The 18445-nt window shown below is 72.9% G+C and carries 13 protein-coding genes; 5 read left to right on the top strand and 8 right to left on the bottom strand.

From position 1 onward, the window contains the following. The first annotated feature begins 3 nt into the window (after positions 1-3). The gene (locus BLW57_RS09725) at positions 4-1389 is read left to right on the top strand and encodes a diacylglycerol/lipid kinase family protein (protein ID WP_093473727.1); all 1386 of its coding nucleotides are present in this window, start codon (positions 4-6) and stop codon (positions 1387-1389) included. Here the strand turns inward: BLW57_RS09725 and BLW57_RS09720 are convergent. Continuing rightward, a complete protein-coding gene (locus tag BLW57_RS09720; protein ID WP_093473725.1) occupies positions 1367-2506 on the bottom strand; it encodes a magnesium and cobalt transport protein CorA in 1140 nt (379 codons plus the stop codon). The genes BLW57_RS09725 and BLW57_RS09720 overlap by 23 nt on opposite strands. A 157-nt stretch (positions 2507-2663) precedes the next feature. Between BLW57_RS09720 and BLW57_RS09715 the strand changes: the two genes are divergently transcribed. Beyond that, positions 2664-3830, top strand: a complete 1167-nt coding sequence (locus BLW57_RS09715) for a winged helix DNA-binding domain-containing protein (protein ID WP_093473723.1) — start codon at positions 2664-2666, stop codon at positions 3828-3830. 119 nt (positions 3831-3949) lie between these two features. Here the strand turns inward: BLW57_RS09715 and BLW57_RS09710 are convergent, their stop codons facing one another. From BLW57_RS09710 to BLW57_RS09700, 3 genes are all read right to left on the bottom strand, one after another. Next, positions 3950-4741 (bottom strand): S1 family peptidase, encoded by a 792-nt coding sequence (locus tag BLW57_RS09710; RefSeq protein WP_093473722.1) that lies wholly within the window; start codon positions 4739-4741, stop codon positions 3950-3952. 204 nt (positions 4742-4945) lie between these two features. Further along, the gene (locus BLW57_RS09705) at positions 4946-7765 is read right to left on the bottom strand and encodes an ATP-binding protein (protein WP_176985525.1); all 2820 of its coding nucleotides are present in this window, start codon (positions 7763-7765) and stop codon (positions 4946-4948) included. 160 nt (positions 7766-7925) lie between these two features. Continuing rightward, complete coding sequence (locus tag BLW57_RS09700; protein ID WP_371127853.1) at positions 7926-8810, bottom strand: response regulator transcription factor; 885 nt, start codon at positions 8808-8810, stop codon at positions 7926-7928. Positions 8811-8920: 110 nt separating this feature from the next. On the opposite strand from BLW57_RS09700, the gene BLW57_RS09695 reads away from it, so the two are divergent. After that, positions 8921-10594 (top strand): AMP-binding protein, encoded by a 1674-nt coding sequence (locus tag BLW57_RS09695; protein WP_093473718.1) that lies wholly within the window; start codon positions 8921-8923, stop codon positions 10592-10594. Continuing rightward, positions 10591-12201 (top strand): AMP-binding protein, encoded by a 1611-nt coding sequence (locus BLW57_RS09690; protein ID WP_093473716.1) that lies wholly within the window; start codon positions 10591-10593, stop codon positions 12199-12201. The genes BLW57_RS09695 and BLW57_RS09690 overlap by 4 nt, the downstream gene beginning before the upstream one ends. Before the next feature lie 150 nt (positions 12202-12351). Here the strand turns inward: BLW57_RS09690 and BLW57_RS09685 are convergent, their stop codons facing one another. Further along, entirely contained in the window at positions 12352-13134 is a 783-nt protein-coding gene (locus BLW57_RS09685; RefSeq protein ID WP_093480625.1) for a hypothetical protein, read from the bottom strand. Between the two features lie 249 nt (positions 13135-13383). Between BLW57_RS09685 and gcl the strand changes: the two genes are divergently transcribed. Then, on the top strand, positions 13384-15171 hold the full coding sequence (gene gcl, locus BLW57_RS09680) for a glyoxylate carboligase (protein WP_093473714.1): 1788 nt from the start codon (positions 13384-13386) through the stop codon (positions 15169-15171). 194 nt (positions 15172-15365) lie between these two features. Here gcl and BLW57_RS09675 read toward each other — a convergent pair whose 3' ends face one another. From BLW57_RS09675 to BLW57_RS09665, 3 genes are all read right to left on the bottom strand, one after another. Next, the gene (locus BLW57_RS09675) at positions 15366-16079 is read right to left on the bottom strand and encodes a TIGR04222 domain-containing membrane protein (RefSeq protein ID WP_093473712.1); all 714 of its coding nucleotides are present in this window, start codon (positions 16077-16079) and stop codon (positions 15366-15368) included. Positions 16080-16239: 160 nt separating this feature from the next. Then, on the bottom strand, positions 16240-16473 hold the full coding sequence (locus tag BLW57_RS09670; protein WP_073897192.1) for a hypothetical protein: 234 nt from the start codon (positions 16471-16473) through the stop codon (positions 16240-16242). Between the two features lie 403 nt (positions 16474-16876). After that, positions 16877-18340 (bottom strand): catalase, encoded by a 1464-nt coding sequence (locus BLW57_RS09665; RefSeq protein ID WP_093473710.1) that lies wholly within the window; start codon positions 18338-18340, stop codon positions 16877-16879. Between the last annotated feature and the right edge of the window lie 105 nt (positions 18341-18445).

Genomic DNA, 18445 nt, shown 5'->3' with positions numbered 1-18445 from the left:
GCCATGAACAGGCGCTGGACCGCGCGTCTGGCCCTCCTGGCGGGCGCGGCGGCACTGGCGGTGCTGCTGGTCTTCGCCGGGTTCGGCAGCGTGTTCCTGGTCCTGGTGGGAGCGGCCGGCCTGGTGCTCACGGCGGTCGGCGGCTGGTGGGTGGTGACCCGCACCCGGTGGGTACGGGCGCTGGGCGCGCTGCTCGCGCTCGGCGCGCCGCTCGCCGTCCTCGCGCTGTACGCGCTCGCCGGGCTGCTGTGGGTGGTACTGGTCTCGCTCGGCCTGTGGGCGCTGGCCGTCACCGCGGGCCGGGCGGCACTCGCCGACGGCACGTCCCGGCACATGGCGGAGCATCCGGCGGGCCGGCTCCGGCGGCCCTTCCTGATCATGAATCCGCGGTCCGGGGGCGGGAAGGTGGAGAAGTTCCGCCTCGTGGAGCGCGCCCGGGCCCTGGGCGCGGAGGTCGTCGTACTCGACCCGGCGCACCACCAGGACGTGGCCGAGCTGGCGCGGCGGGCCGTCGCCGACGGAGCGGACCTGCTCGGCGTCGCGGGCGGCGACGGCACCCAGGCCCTGGTGGCCGGTGTGGCCGCCGAGCACGACGTCCCGTTCCTGGTGATCAGCGCCGGCACCCGGAACCACTTCGCCATGGACCTGGGCCTGGACCGGCAGGACCCGTCGGCCTGCCTGGACGCGCTGACCGACGGGGTCGAACTGCGCGTCGACCTCGGCCGGATCCGGGCGGGAGCCGGGTCCGCGCGGTCCGGGGAGGAGCGCGTCTTCGTCAACAACGCCTCGTTCGGGGTGTACGCGGCCGTGGTGCAGAGCCCCGCCTACCGCGAGGACAAGGCCCGCACCACCCTGGAGATGCTGCCGGACCTGCTGACCCACCACAGCGGCGCCCGGCTGACCGTCCGCGTCGGGGGGCGGACCCTGACGGATCCGCAGGCCGTGCTGGTGAGCAACAACCCCTACCGCACGGACGACACGGCGGGACTCGGGCGCCGGGACCGGCTGGACTCCGGCCGGCTCGGGGTGCTGGCCGTCGAGGTCGGCAGCGCGGCGGAGGCGACGGATCTGCTGCTGCGGGGTGAGCACAGCCGCGGTCTGACCTCCATGACCGCCCGGGAGGTCGTCATCGAGGCCGACGCCCCGGCCGTCCCGGTCGGGGTCGACGGCGAGGCGCTGTCGCTGCCCACCCCGGTGCACTGCCGTCTCGTACCCGGCGCGCTGCGCGTACGGGTGCCGCGGCACCGTCCCGGGGTGCCGCCGGTCGCGCCCCGCATGGACTGGCGCCGGGTGCGACGGCTGGCCCTGACGATGGGGCGGGCGGCGGCAGGACGCGACGACGGCCCGTCCCGGTCCGGGTCCTCCCCTACAGCCAGTCCCGGTGCTTGAAGATCACGTACAGGCTGACGCAGACGACCCCCATCAGCCCGATCGCGAACGGATACCCGAAGGTCCAGCCCAGCTCGGGCATGTGCGTGAAGTTCATGCCGTAGATGGTGCCGACGAGCGTGGGCGCGAAGAGGATGGCCGCCCACGAGGAGATCTTCTTGACCTCCTCGTTCTGCTCGAACCCCGCCTCCGCCAGTGCCCGCATCTCCGCGTTCTGCTGCTGGGTGACCAGGGTCGCGTTGACCGTCAGGATCTCGGTGAGGGCCTGGCGGAAGCCGTCGACACGCTCGCTGATGTGGGTGACGTGGTCGGCGACGTCCCGCAGGTAGCGCTGGAGCTCCTCGTCGGTCTCGTACTTGGCGAAGCCGGCCATCAGGCCGTGCAGCATGCCCACGAGCGGGCGCGTGGCACGCTGGAACTCGACCATCTCCCGCGACAGTTCGTAGATGCGGCGGGAGACCGCGGGGTCGCCGCGGAACACCTCGGTCTCGATCTCGTCGATGTCGTTCTGGACGCCGGCCACCACCGGCGCGTAGCCGTCGACCACCGCGTCCAGGATCGCGTACAGCACCGCCTCGGGGCCGAGTCCCAGCAGCTCGGGGGAGTCCTCCATACGGCGGCGGACCGCCGACAGGTCGGGTGCCGCACCGTGCCGGACCGTCAGCACGAAGTCCGGGCCGACGAACACGTGCAGCTCGCCGAAGTCGACCTCTTCGGGCGCGTCGAGGTAACGGGCGGCCCGCAGGACCACGAAGAGCGTGTCGCCGTACCGCTCCAGCTTGGGGCGCTGGTGTGCCTCCATGGCGTCCTCGACCGCCAGCGGATGCAGCCCGAACTCGGCCGCCAGGGAGTGCAGTTGGGTCGCCGTCGGGCGGGCGAGGCCGATCCACGCCATGCCCGGGGACTCCTCGCGCAGCTCGCGGTAGGTCTCGGCGAGGGTGGCGGGGGAGGAGACGCGGACGCCGTCGCGGTAGAGCGCCGCCTGGACGACGCCGGTCGCGCCGGCCGGCTCCGCAGGATGGGGCGCGGGTGTCCCGGCGGCGGGCACGGGCGGCGTCTGGGCCCGGCGCCAGACCGACTTGCGGCCGCCGTTCCTGCCACCTGGTCGGTCGGCCATCGGCTGCCTCTCCGTCGAACCTGCGTACGGCGTGATCACGCGGCGGGGTACGAGAAGGATAGCCACCCCGGGATCCCCGGCCGGGTGCCCGCGTGGCCGTGCCGTCCGAGGGAAATCGCGGACAGAAGTTGTCCGCGACGGGCGTTAGCGTGCGTCCATGACGAACAGCGGCGGGACGACCGGCGGCGGGACGACGAGCGGTACGAGGAGGCGCGCGGTGCGCGGCGGCGCGGCGGCCGCTCCCGTGCTGGACGTCCGGGCCCTGAACCGTGCCACCCTCGACCGGCAGCTCCTGCTGCGCCGCTCCCCGCTGCCCGCCCAGGACGCCGTACGGCATCTGCTCGGCCTCCAGGCGCAGAACGTCAAGCCCCCCTACGTCGCCCTCGCGGCCCGCCTCGACGGCTTCGAACCGGAGCTGTTGTCCGACCTGATGGCCCGCCGTGAGGTGGCCCGGATCGTCACCCTGCGCTCCACCATCCACACCCACACCGCCGACGACTGCCTCGACCTGCGGCCCCTCGTGCAGCCGGCCCGCGACCGCGAACTCGGTCACTTCCGCGCCGGACTCGACGGCGTCGACCTCGGCCGGCTGGCCGCGCTGGCCCGTGAGCTGGTGGAGGCGGAGCCGCGGACCATGGCCGGGCTGCGGCGGGCGCTCGGCGCCGAGTGGCCGGACGCCGACCCGCGGGCCCTGGCCGTCGCCGCCCGCTGCACGCTGCCGCTCGTCCAGGTCACCCCGCGCGGTCTGTGGGGCGGGAGCGGCCAGGTCGCCCTCACCACCGCCGAGCACTGGCTGGGCCGCCCCGCCCGGCCCGCGCCGGCCACGGAGTCCGTGGTCCTGCGCTACCTCGCGGCCTTCGGCCCGGCCTCCGTCAAGGACATGCAGACCTGGGCCGGACTCACCCGTCTGCGGGACGCCTTCGAGCGGCTGCGCCCGCGGCTGCTCACCTTCCGCGACGAGAACGGCGTCGAGCTCTTCGACCTGCCCGACGCCCCGCGGCCGGACCCGGACACCCCCGCACCGCCGCGCTTCCTGCCCGAGTTCGACAACCTCCTGCTGTCCCACGCCGACCGCGCCCGCGTCGTACCGCCCGCGCTGCACGGCCGGAACTGGCAGGGCAACCAGGCCTACCGGACCCTTCTGGTCGACGGCTTCCTCGCCGGGCTGTGGAAGCCGGACGGCGACGCCCTCGTCGTCGAGTTCCTCACCGAGCCGACCAGGGCCCAGCGCGCGGCGGTGGCCGCGGAGGGGGAGCGGATGCTGCGGGTCCTCGACCCGGGCGGCGCGCACGACGTCCGGTTCGGGGAGGTCGCCCGGTCCTGATCCGGCCGGGAGGCCGGACACGGAGCCGGACATGGATAGGGGGGCGTTGCGGGCCGCTCGTGGTGGCCCGCAACGCCCCCCTGGCAATCACCCGAGGGATGCTCGGGAAGTCTTCCGGGTCACGAGTTGACCTGCGTGGTCACCAGGTCCGAGAAGGTGGTCAGCCGGGTGTACACACCCGGGTAACCCGCCTCCGCGCACCCCTCGCCCCAGGAAGTGATCCCTGCCAGGGCGCCCCCGATGAGCAGGGGACCGCCGCTGTCGCCCTGGCAGGTGTCTACGCCGCCGGACGTGTATCCGGCGCACACCATGTCGGACTGTACGAAGTCCGAGCCGTAGGAGGAACGGCAGCTGGAGTCGGACACGATCGGGACGGTCGCGGTCCGCAGCTGGTTGGAGGAGCTGCCGTTCTCCGAAGTGGTGCCCCAGCCGAGGATGCGGGCCGTGCTGCCGGCCGCGTACACGCTCGTCTGGGAAGAGCTGACGTACTTCGCCGCGGTGTACGGCATCGACGTCGAGAGGGTCAGCACGGCCACGTCGTCGCCGTTGGTGGCGTCCGTGTAGTCCGGGTTGATCCAGATCTTGCTGACACGGCTCACCGTGCCGTTGGTGCCGCTCAGATAGGTCCGGCCGCCGACCACGCGGACGCTGCCGGTGGTCTCGCCGACCATGCAGTGCGCCGCCGTCACGACCTTCTTGGGCGCCACGAGGGTGCCGCCGCAGAACTGGTTCTGGGACGCGTCCGTGATCTGCATCATGAACGGGTACGCGGTCGTCGTGGTGGTCGTGCCGCCGACGATGGGCTGAGGGGCGGCGCTCGCGATGGGGGAGGCGAGCATCCCGGTCGCCGCCGCGGCGGCGGTGGCCGCGATGACCGCGGCGGTCTGTCTCGCACGTCTGAGCCCGAACATGAGTCTCCTCAGTGGGGGTTGCACCGGTGGGGGGTCGCGCGGGTGTGGGTTGTGCATGGGGGTCGCGGGACCGACCCCCATATGCCCGGGCGAGCGGCACGCCCTTTACGCTAGGACCCGGACCCTCGGCTCCCAATGAGGGAACCCCCTAGGGGGTGGGGTGAGGGAAAACCCTCGGTCCGGATCAGTTAACAAGAGCGCTGCTCAGTGCGCCCGTCGACCTGCCGCCAATCGGACGATGTCGACGCGCGAGCGGATCCCCAGCTTGCGGTACACCCGGGTCAGGGTGGCCTCCACCGTCTTCACGCTGATGAACAGCCGCGCCGCGATCTCCCGGTTGGTGGCACCCTCCATGACCAGGGCGGCGACCTGACGCTCCATCGCCGCGAGGATGTCCAGCGCGTCCAGCGCGTCCGGCACGGCGAGCGCGGGCGCCGGCTCGGGGGCGGTCAGGGACTCCTCCACCTGGCGCAACCAGGGCAGCGCCCGGCAGCGGCGGAACATCCGGGTGGCCTCCTCGAAGGCCGCGGTCTTCGGGCCCCGGCCCGGCAGCCGGGCCAGGGCGAACGCGGCCCGCGCCTCCTCCAGACCGTAGCCGAGCTCGGCCAGCCGCGACTGAGCGGACGTCAGCTGGGCCACGGCGGCCTCCAAGTCGCCCCGGGCGGCCCGCACCAGGGCCTCGGCCCGGTCGAGGACCGCGAGGACACTCGCCCGGTGGAGGCGCAGCGCGTGCTCCCGGCTCACGTCGATGACGTTCTGCGCCTCGGCCGGCTCACCGATGCGGACCAGCGCCTCGGCGAGGTCGCCCTGCCAGCGGCCGCGGGCCGGATCGGTGATGCCGAGGCCCAGTTCCAGGCTGCGCACCCGGCGCAGCGAGCGGACCGTGCCCGCCGGGTCCCCGGCCACCAACTGGGCGTGCCCGAGGGCGCCCAGGGCACGGGAGAGGTACATCTGGTCGCCGTCCTCCTCGGCGTGCTCCACCGCCTCCCGGGCGAGGGCCAGCGCCCGGTCCACGTCCCCGCCGGAGGCCTCCGCCAGCGAGGTGAGCATCGCCGAGGCGGTCTCGCCGATCCCGGAGTCCCGGGCGAGCCGCAGGCTCTCGCGGGCGAGCTCCAGCGCCCGGCCGCAGTGCCCGGCGCGCAGCTCGGTCTCGGCGAGCCCGCGCAGGAAGTGCACCTCGCTCTCCACCGAGCCGCGCCGGCGCACCTCCCGCAGCAGCGCGGTGACCGTGGTCCGGGCCTCGGCGAGCTGGTCGCCCATGACGAGCCAGCGGAACCGGGCGCTGCCCGCGCCGTTGTGGTGCCAGGCCACCCGGGGGTCCTGGGGCTCCGTCAGGGCCCGTTTGATGGTGCGGGGCGCCTCCGGGTGGCCCATCAGGGTCTCGGTCTGCGCCTGGAAGGCGAGGGAGAGCAGTTCGGTGCGCCGGTCCGCGCCCCGTGCGGCCAGTTCGGCGGCGTGCGCGGCCGCCTCCCGTGCCTCGGTGAAGTCGCCCTCCACGATCAGCGCCCGCCAGGCCAGCTGGTAGTGGACCAGCGCCAGCAGCCGGGGGTCGTCGCCGGCGTCGGCGAGGGCCTGCGGGAAGACGGCGTCGACCTCCGCCATGGTGTGGCCGGCGGTGTCGATGACGATCATCCAGGCCCGCACCCGGTCGGCGGGCACGCTCGCCCGGGACAGCACCTCCCGGGCGATGTCGCGGGCCAGGTCCACCTCGCCCGCGGTGATCGCGTCCTCGGCGGCCTGCAGCCGGCGCTCCTCCTGGGTCGGCGTGCCGTCGGCGGGCGTGTGCCGGGCGGCCAGCAGCCCGAGCTGGGCGGCGACCGAGGGCGCCCCCCGGTCGCGGGCGAGCGCGGCGGCCTCGGCCAGCCGGGCGGCCACCAGCGGATCGGTGCCGGTGGTGGCCAGGGCCAGGTGCCGGGCCCGCTCGATCGGGTCGGAGGCGGCGGTGGACAGCGCCGCGTGGGCGGCCCGCCGCTCGTGGGCGGGCGCCTCCGCGTAGAGCGCGGCGGATATCAGCGGGTGCGCGAACCGTACGGCGGGCGCGTCCGGCTCGGTGGCCAGCAGCCCGAGTTCGGCGGCCTGGGCGCATTCGGCCTCGGCGTTCTCCCGGCCGGCGGCGTGCAGCAGTGCCGGGGTGGGGCGGGCACCCGCGCTGGCCACCAGCAGGGTGCGGCGGGCCTCCACGGAGAGCATGTCCAGGCGGCTGAGCACCAGGGCGCGCAGCGAGGTGGGCACGGGCAGCGGTTCGCCCGGCCGCGGCGGGGTGCTGCTCTCGGCGAGCGCGCGGCCGAGTTCCAGGGCGAACAGCGGGTTGCCGCCGCTGGTGCGGTGGATCTCGCGGACCGTGGAGCGGGGCAGGCCGCCGTGGCCGCGGTGGTCGAGCAGCTGCGCGACCTGGGCGCGGGAGAGCGGGCCGAGCCGGACGGCCAGCGTGCCCGGCGGGCAGGCGCGCAGATGGCGGTCGTACTCCTGGCTCTCCTGGCCCTCCGTCCGCACCGCGCACAGCAGTTGCACCGGGGTGCCCTCGAGGCGCCGCGCGGCGAAGCCGAGCAGTTCGGCGCTGGCCGGGTCGAGCCACTGCAGATCGTCGGCGACGAGCAGCACCGGGCCCTCGGCGGCCAGGGCGCGCAGCGCGGAGAGCACCGCGAGGCGCAGGGCGAGCCCGTCGCGCTGGAGGCTGGACTCGCCGCGGCCGGTGAGCGCCGACTCCAGGGCGGTGCGCTGGGCGGCGGGCAGCCGGGGGGCGACGTCGTCCAGGACCAGACCGAGGAGGTCGGCGAGGGCGAGGAAGGGCAGGTGCGATTCGGACTCGGTCGCCGAGCAGCGAAGGACGGTGCGCGCGGTGGTGGCGTATTCCTCGGCCAATGCCCGCAGGACGGTGGATTTGCCAATTCCGGCGGGGCCGTGCAGCAGCACGCTGCCGCCCGAGGCGAGTTGGTCCCGGGCGCCGGTGAACAGCTCGTCGCGGCCGATGACCAGGTCGGGGCGGCACCTGGCAGGCTCCTGGAAGTCCCGTCGCACGGTCACCGCTCCCCTCGTGTCGTGTCCGGGCCAAATTCTAGGCAACGATCCTTGAAATTCGGACGGAAGCCGTGGTGAGGGAAATAACAAACGGTCAAAGCATAGGTAAATTCAAAGCGTCACCGCATGAATGAAAAGGTTTCCTCACCGGGCCCGTCCGGTTCGTCTACGGCAGCAGCCCCGCTCTGCGGGCCGCCGTCACCGCCTCCCCTCGGGTGTGCGTGCCCAGCTTCCGCATCGCCGAGCGCAGGTAGCCCTTGACCGTCTCCGGGCGCAACCCGAGCCGCTCGGCCACGGCCGTGTTGGTGGCACCCGCCGCCACCCAGGAGAGCACGTCCAGTTCGCGTGGCGCCAGGCTCGCGCCTTCGGCCGGCCGCGACGCGGTCAGCAGTCCGCACGCCGCCAGCAGTTCCGCCCGCAGCTCCGGGTCGGCGATCCGCGGCGCCAGCGCCCGCAGTGCCGCGTGGGCCTCACGCACCTGCTCCCAGGCCGCGCCCCGCTCCGTGCCGCCGGGCTCCGGCCGGACCGCCGCCAGCAGCCCCCGCGCCTCGTCCCGCACCACCAACGCCTGCTCCATGTCCCGGGCCACCGCCATCGCCGCGCCCAGCACCCGGTCCCCCAGGGGCTGGGGCGAGCGCAGCGCGCCGTACAGCACCCCGCGCACCCGCCGCCGTACGACGACCGGCACCGCCAGCACCGAGTGGAGGCCCTCGGCGGCCACCGGTGCGTCGTACTCGTGACTGATCTGCCGGGAGCTGGAGTAGTCCGTCACCGCGCACGGCCGGGCCAGCGCCACCGCCTTGCCGCCGAGCCCGTTGCCCGAGGTCACCGCGAGGGAGCGCAGGGCGGCCGTGGTCGTACCGCTGAGCTCGGTGATGCGTATCCGCGGCCGGCCGGGCTCGACCAGCCCGCCGAAGGCCACCGGGAGCCCGGTCGCGCGCCGCAGCCGGGCCGGGGCGCCGCCGATCTCCACCACTCCCGTCACCTCCGCCGTCACCTGTTCGCCCTTTCGGCTTCCCACACCCCCGTTCGGGGGTAGTGAGACCTGCATCACGGATTAGACGATGCCAGAGAGCCGCCCGGCAATGGTCCGGAACAGGGGAGTGGCCCCCGGGGCACCGGCGCCCGGGGGTGAACGACCGGAAAGCATGGAGGACGCAGATGACGACGGCGACCGAGGCCTTCAGGGGCGCCCGGGACTTCCTGCTGGAGCACCGCGAGGACTACACAGCCGCCTACGACGGGTTCGCCTGGCCGCGGCCGGAGCATTTCAACTGGGCGCTGGACTGGTTCGACGTGATCGCCGAGGGCAACGACCGGACCGCCCTGCACATCGTCGAGGAGGACGGCGCCGAGACCCGGCTGTCCTTCGCGGAGATGGCCGAGCGCTCCAACCGGGTCGCGCACTGGCTGCGCGAGCGGGGCGTCGCCGCCGAGGACCGCATCCTCGTCATGCTCGGCAACCAGGCCGAGCTGTGGGAGACCGCGCTGGCCGCGATGAAGCTGCGTGCCGTCGTCATCCCCGCCACCCCGCTGCTCGGCCCGGCCGACCTGCGCGACCGTGTCGAGCGGGGCCGGGTGAAGCACGTGATCGCGCGGGCCGGGGACACCGCCAAGTTCGACGACGTGCCCGGCGCCTACACGCGGATCTCCGTCGGCGGCCTGCCGGAGGAGGGCTGGGAGCCGTACGAGGACGCCTACGCGGCACCCGCCGAGTTCCTCCCCGACGGCCCCACCCTGGCCGACGACCCGCTGATGCTCTACTTCACCTCGGGGACCACCGCCCGCCCCAAGCTGGTCGAGCACACCCACACCTCGTACCCCGTCGGGCACCTGGCCACCATGTACTGGATCGGCCTGAAGCCCGGCGACGTCCACCTGAACATCTCCTCGCCGGGCTGGGCCAAGCACGCCTGGTCCAACCTGTTCGCCCCGTGGAACGCGGAGGCGACCGTCTTCATCCACAACTACACCCGGTTCGACGCGGCCCGGCTGATGGCCGAGATGGACCGGGCCGGGGTGACCACCTTCTGCGCCCCGCCGACGGTGTGGCGCATGCTCATCCAGGCGGACCTCGGCCAGCTGCGTACCCCGCCCCGCGAGGTGGTGGCCGCCGGCGAGCCGCTGAACCCCGAGGTGATCGAGCAGGTCAGGCGGGCCTGGGGCCTCACCGTCCGGGACGGCTTCGGGCAGACCGAGACCGCCGTCCAGGTCTCCAACAGCCCCGGCCAGGTGCTCAAGACCGGCTCGATGGGCCGGCCCAGCCCCGGTTACCGGGTCGAGCTCCTCGACCCGGTCTCCGGCGCCCCCGGCGCCACCGAGGGCGAGATCTCGCTGGACCTCTCCGAGAGCCCGGTCGGCCTGATGACCGGCTACCACGGCGACCCCGACCGCACGGCCGAGGCCATGGCGGGCGGCTACTACCGCACCGGCGACATCGCCTCCCGCGACGAGGACGGCTACCTGACCTACATCGGCCGCGCCGACGACGTCTTCAAGGCCTCCGACTACAAGATCAGCCCGTTCGAGCTGGAGAGCGTGCTGCTGGAGCACGAGGCGGTGGCCGAGGCGGCCGTCGTGCCCGCGCCGGACGACCTGCGGCTCGCCGTCCCCAAGGCGTACGTCGTCCTCGCCGAGGGCTGGGAGCCCGGACCCGACACCGCGAAGGTCGTCTTCGAGCACTCCCGCCAGGTCCTCGCCCCCTACAAGCGCATCCGCCGGCTGGAGTTCGGCGCGCTGCCGAAGACCGTCTCCGGCAAGATCCGCCGGATCGAGCTGCGCGAGGCCACGGCCGCCGGCTCGGCCGACGAGTACCGCGAGGAGGACTTCCGGTGACCGCACAGCTGTCGTACACCCACGGGACGGGAACCACCGCCCTGCTCGGCGACACCATCGGTGCCAACCTGGACCGGGCGGTGGCCGCGTGGCCCGACCGGGAGGCCCTGGTCGACGTCCCCACCGGCCGGCGCTGGACGTACGCCGCGTTCGCCGCCGACGTCGACCGGCTGGCGTGCGCGCTGCTCGCGAGCGGGATCGCCAAGGGCGACCGGGTGGGCATCTGGGCGGTCAACTGCGCCGAGTGGGTGCTCGTGCAGTACGCCACCGCACGCGTCGGCGCCGTCATGGTCAACATCAACCCGGCCTACCGCACCCACGAGGTGGAGTTCGTCCTCAACCAGGCGGGGATCTCCCTGCTGTTCGCCTCCCTCAGCCACAAGTCGAGCGACTACCGGGCGATGGTCGAGGAGGTCCGCGGCCGATGCCCCCGGCTGACGGAGACCGTCTACATCGGGGACCCGGGCTGGGAGGCGTTCACCGCACGCGGTTCGGACACCCCGCGCGACGAAGTGCGGGACCGCGAGGCGTCGTTGTCCTGCGACGACCCCATCAACATCCAGTACACCTCGGGCACGACCGGCTTCCCGAAGGGCGCCACCCTCTCCCACCACAACATCCTCAACAACGGCTACTTCGTAGGAGAGTCGATCTCCTACTCCGAGCAGGACCGGATCTGCATCCCGGTGCCCTTCTACCACTGCTTCGGCATGGTCATGGGGAACCTGGCCGCCACCTCGCACGGCGCCTGCATGGTGATCCCGGCCCCGTCCTTCGAACCGAGGGCCACCCTGGAGGCGGTGCAGCGGGAACGCTGCACGTCCCTGTACGGCGTCCCGACGATGTTCATCGCCGAACTGAACCTCGCGGACTTCGCCTCCTACGACCTCTCCACCCTGCGCACCGGCATCATGGCGGGCTCGCCCTGTCCGGTGGAGGTGATGAAGCGGGTGGTCGCCGAGATGCACATGGAGGAGGTCTCCATCTGCTACGGCATGACCGAGACCTCACCGGTGTCGCTCCAGACGCGCATCGACGACGACCTGGAACACCGCACCGGGACCGTCGGCCGCGTCCTGCCGCACCTGGAGGTCAAGGTCGTCGACCCGGCCACCGGCGTGACGCAGCCCCGGGGCACGGCCGGCGAGCTGTGCACCCGCGGGTACAGCGTGATGCTCGGCTACTGGAACGAGCCGGAGAAGACCGCCGAGGCCGTCGACGCCGGCCGCTGGATGCACACGGGCGACCTCGCGACGATGCGTGAGGACGGCTACGTCGAGATCGTCGGCCGCATCAAGGACATGATCATCCGGGGCGGCGAGAACATCTACCCGCGCGAGATCGAGGAGTTCCTCTACGCGCACGCCAAGATCAGGGACGTCCAGGTCGTCGGCGTGCCGCACGAGAGGTACGGCGAGGAGGTGCTCGCCTGCGTCATCCCGCACGACCCGGCCGACCCGCCCACGCTGGAGGAGGTGCGCGCCTTCTGCGAGGGCCGGCTCGCCCACTACAAGATCCCGAGCAGGCTCCGGATCCTCGACTCCTTCCCGATGACGGTGTCCGGAAAGGTGCGGAAGGTCGAACTGCGGGAGAAGTTCCAGGTGTGACCCAGCGGGAATCGAGCATGCGCTGATTGCTCGAGGACGGGTCCCGGTCGTCGGAGCGCGCTGTCGGCGGCGTACTCGGCCCGGGACCCGTCGGTGTTCCGGACGGGCGCCGTCCGCGGACGGTATCCGGTGGTGCGCCGCCCCACGGTGTCAGGTGCGCCGGTCCCGCGCTCCGCCCCCCGGGGCCGGGGCCCCTTCGCCGTGCAGCGCCTCGGCCGGGTCGTTCATCGGCTGAGGGTCTCCGGCGAGGTCCAGGACGAACAGCGGGACGCCGAGCGAGGTGGCGCGGGTCCGGGCCTCGTCGGTGTAGACGGCCAGGGAGAAGTAGACGCAGTCCGCCGATTCCGTCGTCGCGGTCAGCCACAGGCACTCCACGTCCCGCAGCGCGGCCGGCCGCACGGTCGGGTCCACCTGGGCGAGCAGGCCACGGGCGGCGAGCCCGATGCCGTTCGGCGGCCGCTGGTCGGCGCGGCGGATGCCCCGGTAGCCGAGCCAGCGCAGATACAGCGCGGCGGCGGTGACGGCGTCACGGGCGGTGCGAATGGCGCGGGGCTGGAACGCGGGCCGCCGCGCGGCGGCGGCCTCCCCGGCATCCGGCCCGGCCGGGGCCTGCCCCGGCGCGCCCCGCGCCCCGGGTGCCGTCTCCGTCAGGGGCCCGGCGGACGTCTCGGGCGCAGCCGTCACCGGGACCCGCAGCACCGTGCCGCACGGGCAGCCCAGTTCCGGCCGGGGCCACTGGTTGCGGCGCCCGCAGACGGCGCACGGCACGGTGAGCCACTCGTCGTCCCAGGCGCGGTGCGCCGAGACGGCCGGTTCGGTGGCCGGATCGAGCCGCGGGGCGGTGGGCGCGCCGCACGCACACGGGTAGGCCGGCGCGGTGTAGAGGTGCGCGCGCCGGCAGGCGGGACAGCGCACCGGCACGCTCTCGGGCATGGCCCACTCCAAGGCGTCGCGTCGGAACGGCCGTCGGGCGACGGCGAACCCATCGTCCTCCTCCCGCACCCCCCTTGTCCGGTGCTTGCCGTGTCCCGGCGTCTCTTGACGCGATTCGCCGACCCCCTTACATTGCTTCCAGATAGTAGAAGTTGAATTCCGTAATGCGGAAGATTGCCAATCTGGAGACTGTGCTCACCGCGGGGCGCGACGGGAGTACGCATCCGACAGCCGAAGCAGGAGTACTCGATGGCCCGTATGACCGCTGCCCGCGCGGCAGTTGAGATCCTCAAGCGCGAGGGCGTCTCCGACGCCTTCGGTGTGCCGGGCGCGGCGATCAACCCGTTCTACAAAGCCCTCGAGGAGGGCGGCGGCATCAACCACACCCTCGCCCGTCACGTCGAGGGTGCCTCGCACATGGCCGAGGGCTACACCCGGACCCGGCCGGGCAACATCGGTGTCTGCATCGGCACGTCCGGCCCGGCCGGCACGGACATGATCACCGGCCTCTACTCCGCCATCGGCGACTCCATCCCGATCCTGTGCATCACGGGGCAGGCGCCCACCCACGTGATCCACAAGGAGGACTTCCAGGCCGTCGACATCGCCTCGATCGCCAAGCCGGTCACCAAGATGGCGGTGACCGTCCTGGAGGCCGCACAGGTCCCGGGCGTCTTCCAGCAGGCCTTCCACCTGATGCGTTCCGGCCGCCCCGGACCGGTGCTGATCGACCTGCCGATCGACGTGCAGCTCACCGAGATCGAGTTCGACCCGGAGACGTACGAGCCGCTGCCCGTCTACAAGCCGGCCGCGACCCGTGCCCAGATCGAGAAGGCGATCTCCTTCCTGCTGGCCTCCGAGCGCCCGGTCATCGTCGCCGGCGGCGGCGTCATCGGCGCCGACGCCGCCGATCTGCTGGTCGAGTTCGCCGAGCTGACCCGGACCCCGGTGATCCCGACCCTGATGGGCTGGGGCACCCTGCCCGACGACCACGAGCTGAACGCGGGCATGGTCGGTGTCCAGACCTCGCACCGGTACGGCAACGCCACCTTCCTGGAGTCGGACTGCGTCCTCGGCATCGGCAACCGCTGGGCCAACCGTCACACCGGCTACAAGCTCGACGTCTACCGCGGCGACCGCAAGTTCGTCCACGTCGACATCGAGCCCACCCAGATCGGCAAGATCTTCCCGCCGGACTACGGGGTCGTCTCCGACGCCAAGGCCGCGCTGGAGCTGTTCGTCGAGGTCGCCAGGGAGCTGAAGGCCGACGGCCGGCTGCCCGACCGTACCGAGTGGGTCGCCTCCACCCAGGAGCGCAAGGCCACCCTGCTGCGCCGTACGCATTTCGACAACGTGCCGATGAAACCGCAGCGCGTGTACGAGGAGATGAACAAGGCCTTCGGCCCGGACACCCGGTACGTCACCACGATCGGCCTGTCCCAGATCGCCGGCGCGCAGATGCTGCACGTCTACAAGCCGCGCCACTGGATCAACTGCGGTCAGGCCGGCCCGCTCGGCTGGACCATCCCGGCCGCGATCGGCGTCGCCAAGGCCGACCCGGACGCCCCGGTCGTCGCGCTCTCCGGCGACTACGACTTCCAGTTCATGATCGAGGAGCTGGCGGTCGCCGCGCAGCACCGGATCCCCTACGTCCACGTGCTGGTCAACAACGCCTACCTGGGCCTGATCCGGCAGGCGCAGATCGGCCTCGACATCAACTTCCAGGTGAACCTGGAGTTCGAGAACATCAACACGCCGGAGATCGGCGTCTACGGCGTGGACCACGTCAAGGTCGCCGAGGGGCTGGGCTGCAAGGCCATCCGGGTCACCGAGCCGGGCCAGCTGGGCGCGGCCTTCGAGCAGGCCAAGAAGCTGGCCGCCGAGTACCAGGTGCCGGTCGTCGTCGAGGCGATCCTGGAGCGGATCACCAACATCTCCATGAGCCGCACGATGGACATCAGCGACATCTCCGAGTTCGAGGAACTGGCCACCGAGCCCGGCCACGCGCCGACGTCGGTGAAGCCGCTGAAGATCTGACCCACCTGACCCGGAAGGGGCGGACCGTCCGGAAGGACGGTCCGCCCCTTGGTCGTGCCGCTCCCGCGTGCGCGGGGCTCAGCGGACCTCCGGCCCGCACGCGGGTGCGTGCCGTGGCCGCCGCCGGTGCGGCTGGGGGCCGGGCCAGGTTGAGCCCGGGCCTTTGTGTCCGCCGTAGGCGCCGGGGGTGGGGCTCAGCCGTAGCCGCCGCCTCCGCAGCCGCCGCCGTAGTCGTGGCCGCCGCCGTGCCCGCCGAAGTCGCCGCCGTGGGCGTGCCCGCCGTGGCCGGTGTCGTGGGTGGGGGCGCCGGTGCCCGGACCGTGGGGCTCCTCGTGCCCCCCGTCGCCTGCGATGCCGCGCAGGCCGCCGCCCCGGCCGAAGGGGAAGAGCCCCTCGTCGGCGAGGGCGCCGCGGCCGGTGAGCCCGGAGTCGCGGGCGAACACCGGCACCAGCGCCGTCAAAGCCCGCGCGCCGTGCAGCGCGACGGTGAGCAGGACCTGGTCGTCGGGCAGGCCGTCGGGGCCGTCCGGCAGTGGATGCAGCGCACGCAGCGCGGCCAGCTCACGGCGGGCGGCACGGGTGGGCCCGGGCGGCAGCGACCGCAGCAGTCCGGCGGCCCTCAGCTCGGCGCGCATCCGGGCCAGGGCCCGGCGTACCACCGCCCGGCCGGGCAGCTCCCGCGGTCCGGCGGGCCGGTACAGACCGGTGCGGACCGCCTTCTCCAGCGGGTGGCGGAAGGGGCCGGCGTCACCGGGCCCGCCGGCCCTGCGCAGGGTGCCGGGCCGGCCGGCCTCGACCACGCCGCGCAGATGCAGTCCGAGCACGGCGACGGTCAGCGCGGCGCGGTCGCCGCCCCGCAGCAGGGCGACCGCGCAGGCGTCCGGTGGAATCGACGTCGTACGGCCCACGGCTCACCCCCGCGAGGGGGCCCGCCGCCCCCGTGCCGGCGGGCCCCGTCTGCTGGTGACATGCCCGCGCGCGGGGGTGGCCGAAGCATGGTCCGCGCTGTTCAGAGGTTGATTTGAGGATGGCGTAGTGCCGCTACGGTCCCTGCCGTACGCGGCACGGCTACCACTCGTGCTCGGAGAGTCCGGGCCAGTCGTCCGGGCCCCCGCCCTGCCACTCGATCAGATCGCTCTCCTCCACTTCGATCCGGTCCAGATCGGCCAGCCGCAGGATCTCCACGACGTCGTCCAGGTGGGAGGCGATGCCCAGGGTCACCTCTCCCTCGGTGACCCGGCGGGAGCCGTCCAGGGCGGGCGAGTGGACCACGATGTGCGGGTACTGCGTCGGATTGCCCATGGCATCAGCGTCCTGCGGAAGGGTCCCCCGCGCACGCCGGGGCCGGGACGACGCGAAGCGCCCCCTGGGCAGGGGGCGCTTCGGTGTCCGGTGATGGCCGTCCGACGGCGCGAGGCTGGGCGCGACAGGTCGTTCGCGCCGCCGGACGGGGCAGGCGGCCCCCGGTAAGGGGGCTGGGTGGGACCGCGGCGGATGCGACGGATCCGGGTGCTCTTCCCTCAGGTCGAGAAGGGCAGGCCGTTCCTTCACCACCGCACTGGCTCGCACGCCGCCGCGGTCCTCGCCCTGCCCGCGCCTCCACCGACGGCCACCCCTCATCCGGGCCGTCCGGTGTACTGCGCGGGCCGCGTACGGAATCATGACCTCCCGTCAGATTCCGTACGCTGCTTGCGGGTTCCTGGGATCAGTCCTCGCGCAGGGCGCGGACCGCCGCCTCCACGCGCTTGCCGTACTCCGGGTCGGCGGCGTGGAAGTGGGCCAGGTTCTTCTCGATCACGTCGTCGCGGGAGACCTGCGAGAGGCTGCCGGCGATGTTCGCGACGAGACGCGACTTCTCCTCCTCGGACATCAGGCGGTACAGGTCGCCCGCCTGGACGAAGTCGTCGTCCTTGGTGTGGAGGGGAGCCTCGTGGTTGCCGGTGTGACCCGACACCGGCAGGGGGGCCGACAGCGGGCGGCCGGTCTCGACCGGGCCGTCGTAGGAGTTCGGCTCGTAGTTCTTGGCGCCGCGACCCTGGCCGTTGACCGCCATGAGGCCGTCCCGGCCGTAGTTGCGGGCGCCGCCCGGGACAGCCTTGGGGGCGTTCACGGCGAGCAGGGTGTGGTTGACGCCCAGGCGGTAGCGGTGGGCGTCCGCGTAGGCGAACAGCCGGCCCTGGAGCATCTTGTCCGGGGACGGACCGATACCGGGCACGAAGTTGTTCGGGGAGAACGCGGCCTGCTCGACCTCGGCGAAGACGTTGTCCGGGTTGCGGTCGAGGACCAGGCGGCCCACCCGCTGGAGCGGGTAGTCCTTGTGCGGCCACACCTTGGTGAGGTCGAACGGGTTGAAGCGGTAGTCGGCCGCCTCGGCCGCCGGCATGAGCTGCACGTACAGGGTCCAGGACGGGTGCACGCCCCGCTCGATGGCCTGCAGCAGGTCCGTCTGGTGGGAGTTGGCGTCCTGGCCCACGGTCTCCGCGGCCTGCTCGCTGCTCAGGCTGCGGATGCCCTGGTTCGTCTTGAAGTGGTACTTGACGAAGAAGGCCTCGCCCTGCGCGTTCGTCCACTGGTAGGTGTGCGAGCCGTAGCCGTTCATGTGGCGGTACGACGCCGGGATGCCGCGGTCGCCCATCAGCCAGGTCACCTGGTGCGTGGCCTCGGGGGCGTGCGCCCAGAAGTCCCAGACGTTGTCCGGCTCCTGCCTGCCCGTGAACGGGTCCCGCTTCTGCGAGTGGATGAAGTCGGGGAACTTGATCGGGTCCTTGATGAAGAACACCGGGGTGTTGTTGCCGACGAGGTCGTAGTTGCCCTCCTCGGTGTAGAACTTCACCGCGAAGCCGCGGGGGTCGCGGACGGCGTCCGCGCCGCCGAGGGAGTCGGCGACCGTCGAGAAGCGCAGGAAGACCTCGGTGCGCTTGCCGATCTCGCTCAGGAAGTCGGCGTGGGTGAAGCCGGTGACGTCGTCCGTCACCTCGAAGTGGCCGTACGCGCCGGAACCGCGGGCGTGCACGACGCGCTCCGGGATCCGCTCGCGGTTGAAGCGCGCGAGCTTCTCCAGGAGGTGCTGGTCCTGGAGGAGGAGCGGGCCGCCTGCGCCGGCGGAGGCGGAGTTCTGGTTGTCGGCGACCGGGGCGCCGGACTCTGTCGTCAGCACGCGCTTCGACATCGGGGACCTTCCGTGCGAGAGGGCAGCGGGAATCTGCGGAACCGCTAAAGCTTCGGAATCTTCGGAAACAGACTTCCGCTTCATGGAGCTTCCGCTGGCGTGAGC

Source organism: Streptomyces sp. 1222.5, assembly GCF_900105245.1.
In the GTDB taxonomy this organism is placed as follows: Bacteria; Actinomycetota; Actinomycetes; order Streptomycetales; family Streptomycetaceae; genus Streptomyces; species Streptomyces albidocamelliae.
This window is presented reverse-complemented; position numbering and strand designations above follow the sequence as displayed.

Bases quoted from the DNA above. Each gene is read 5' to 3' on its own strand.
- BLW57_RS09695 (WP_093473718.1), top strand. From the start codon at position 8,921: ATGACGACGGCGACCGAGGCCTTCAGGGGCGCCCGGGACTTCCTGCTG.
- BLW57_RS09670 (WP_073897192.1), bottom strand. From the start codon at position 16,473: ATGGGCAATCCGACGCAGTACCCGCACATCGTGGTCCACTCGCCCGCC.
- BLW57_RS09720 (WP_093473725.1), bottom strand. From the start codon at position 2,506: ATGGCCGACCGACCAGGTGGCAGGAACGGCGGCCGCAAGTCGGTCTGG.
- BLW57_RS09710 (WP_093473722.1), bottom strand. From the start codon at position 4,741: ATGTTCGGGCTCAGACGTGCGAGACAGACCGCCGCGGTCATCGCGGCC.
- BLW57_RS09685 (WP_093480625.1), bottom strand. From the start codon at position 13,134: ATGCCCGAGAGCGTGCCGGTGCGCTGTCCCGCCTGCCGGCGCGCGCAC.
- BLW57_RS09725 (WP_093473727.1), top strand. From the start codon at position 4: ATGAACAGGCGCTGGACCGCGCGTCTGGCCCTCCTGGCGGGCGCGGCG.
- BLW57_RS09715 (WP_093473723.1), top strand. From the start codon at position 2,664: ATGACGAACAGCGGCGGGACGACCGGCGGCGGGACGACGAGCGGTACG.
- BLW57_RS09665 (WP_093473710.1), bottom strand. From the start codon at position 18,340: ATGTCGAAGCGCGTGCTGACGACAGAGTCCGGCGCCCCGGTCGCCGAC.
- BLW57_RS09700 (WP_371127853.1), bottom strand. From the start codon at position 8,810: ATGCAGGTCTCACTACCCCCGAACGGGGGTGTGGGAAGCCGAAAGGGC.
- gcl (WP_093473714.1), top strand. From the start codon at position 13,384: ATGGCCCGTATGACCGCTGCCCGCGCGGCAGTTGAGATCCTCAAGCGC.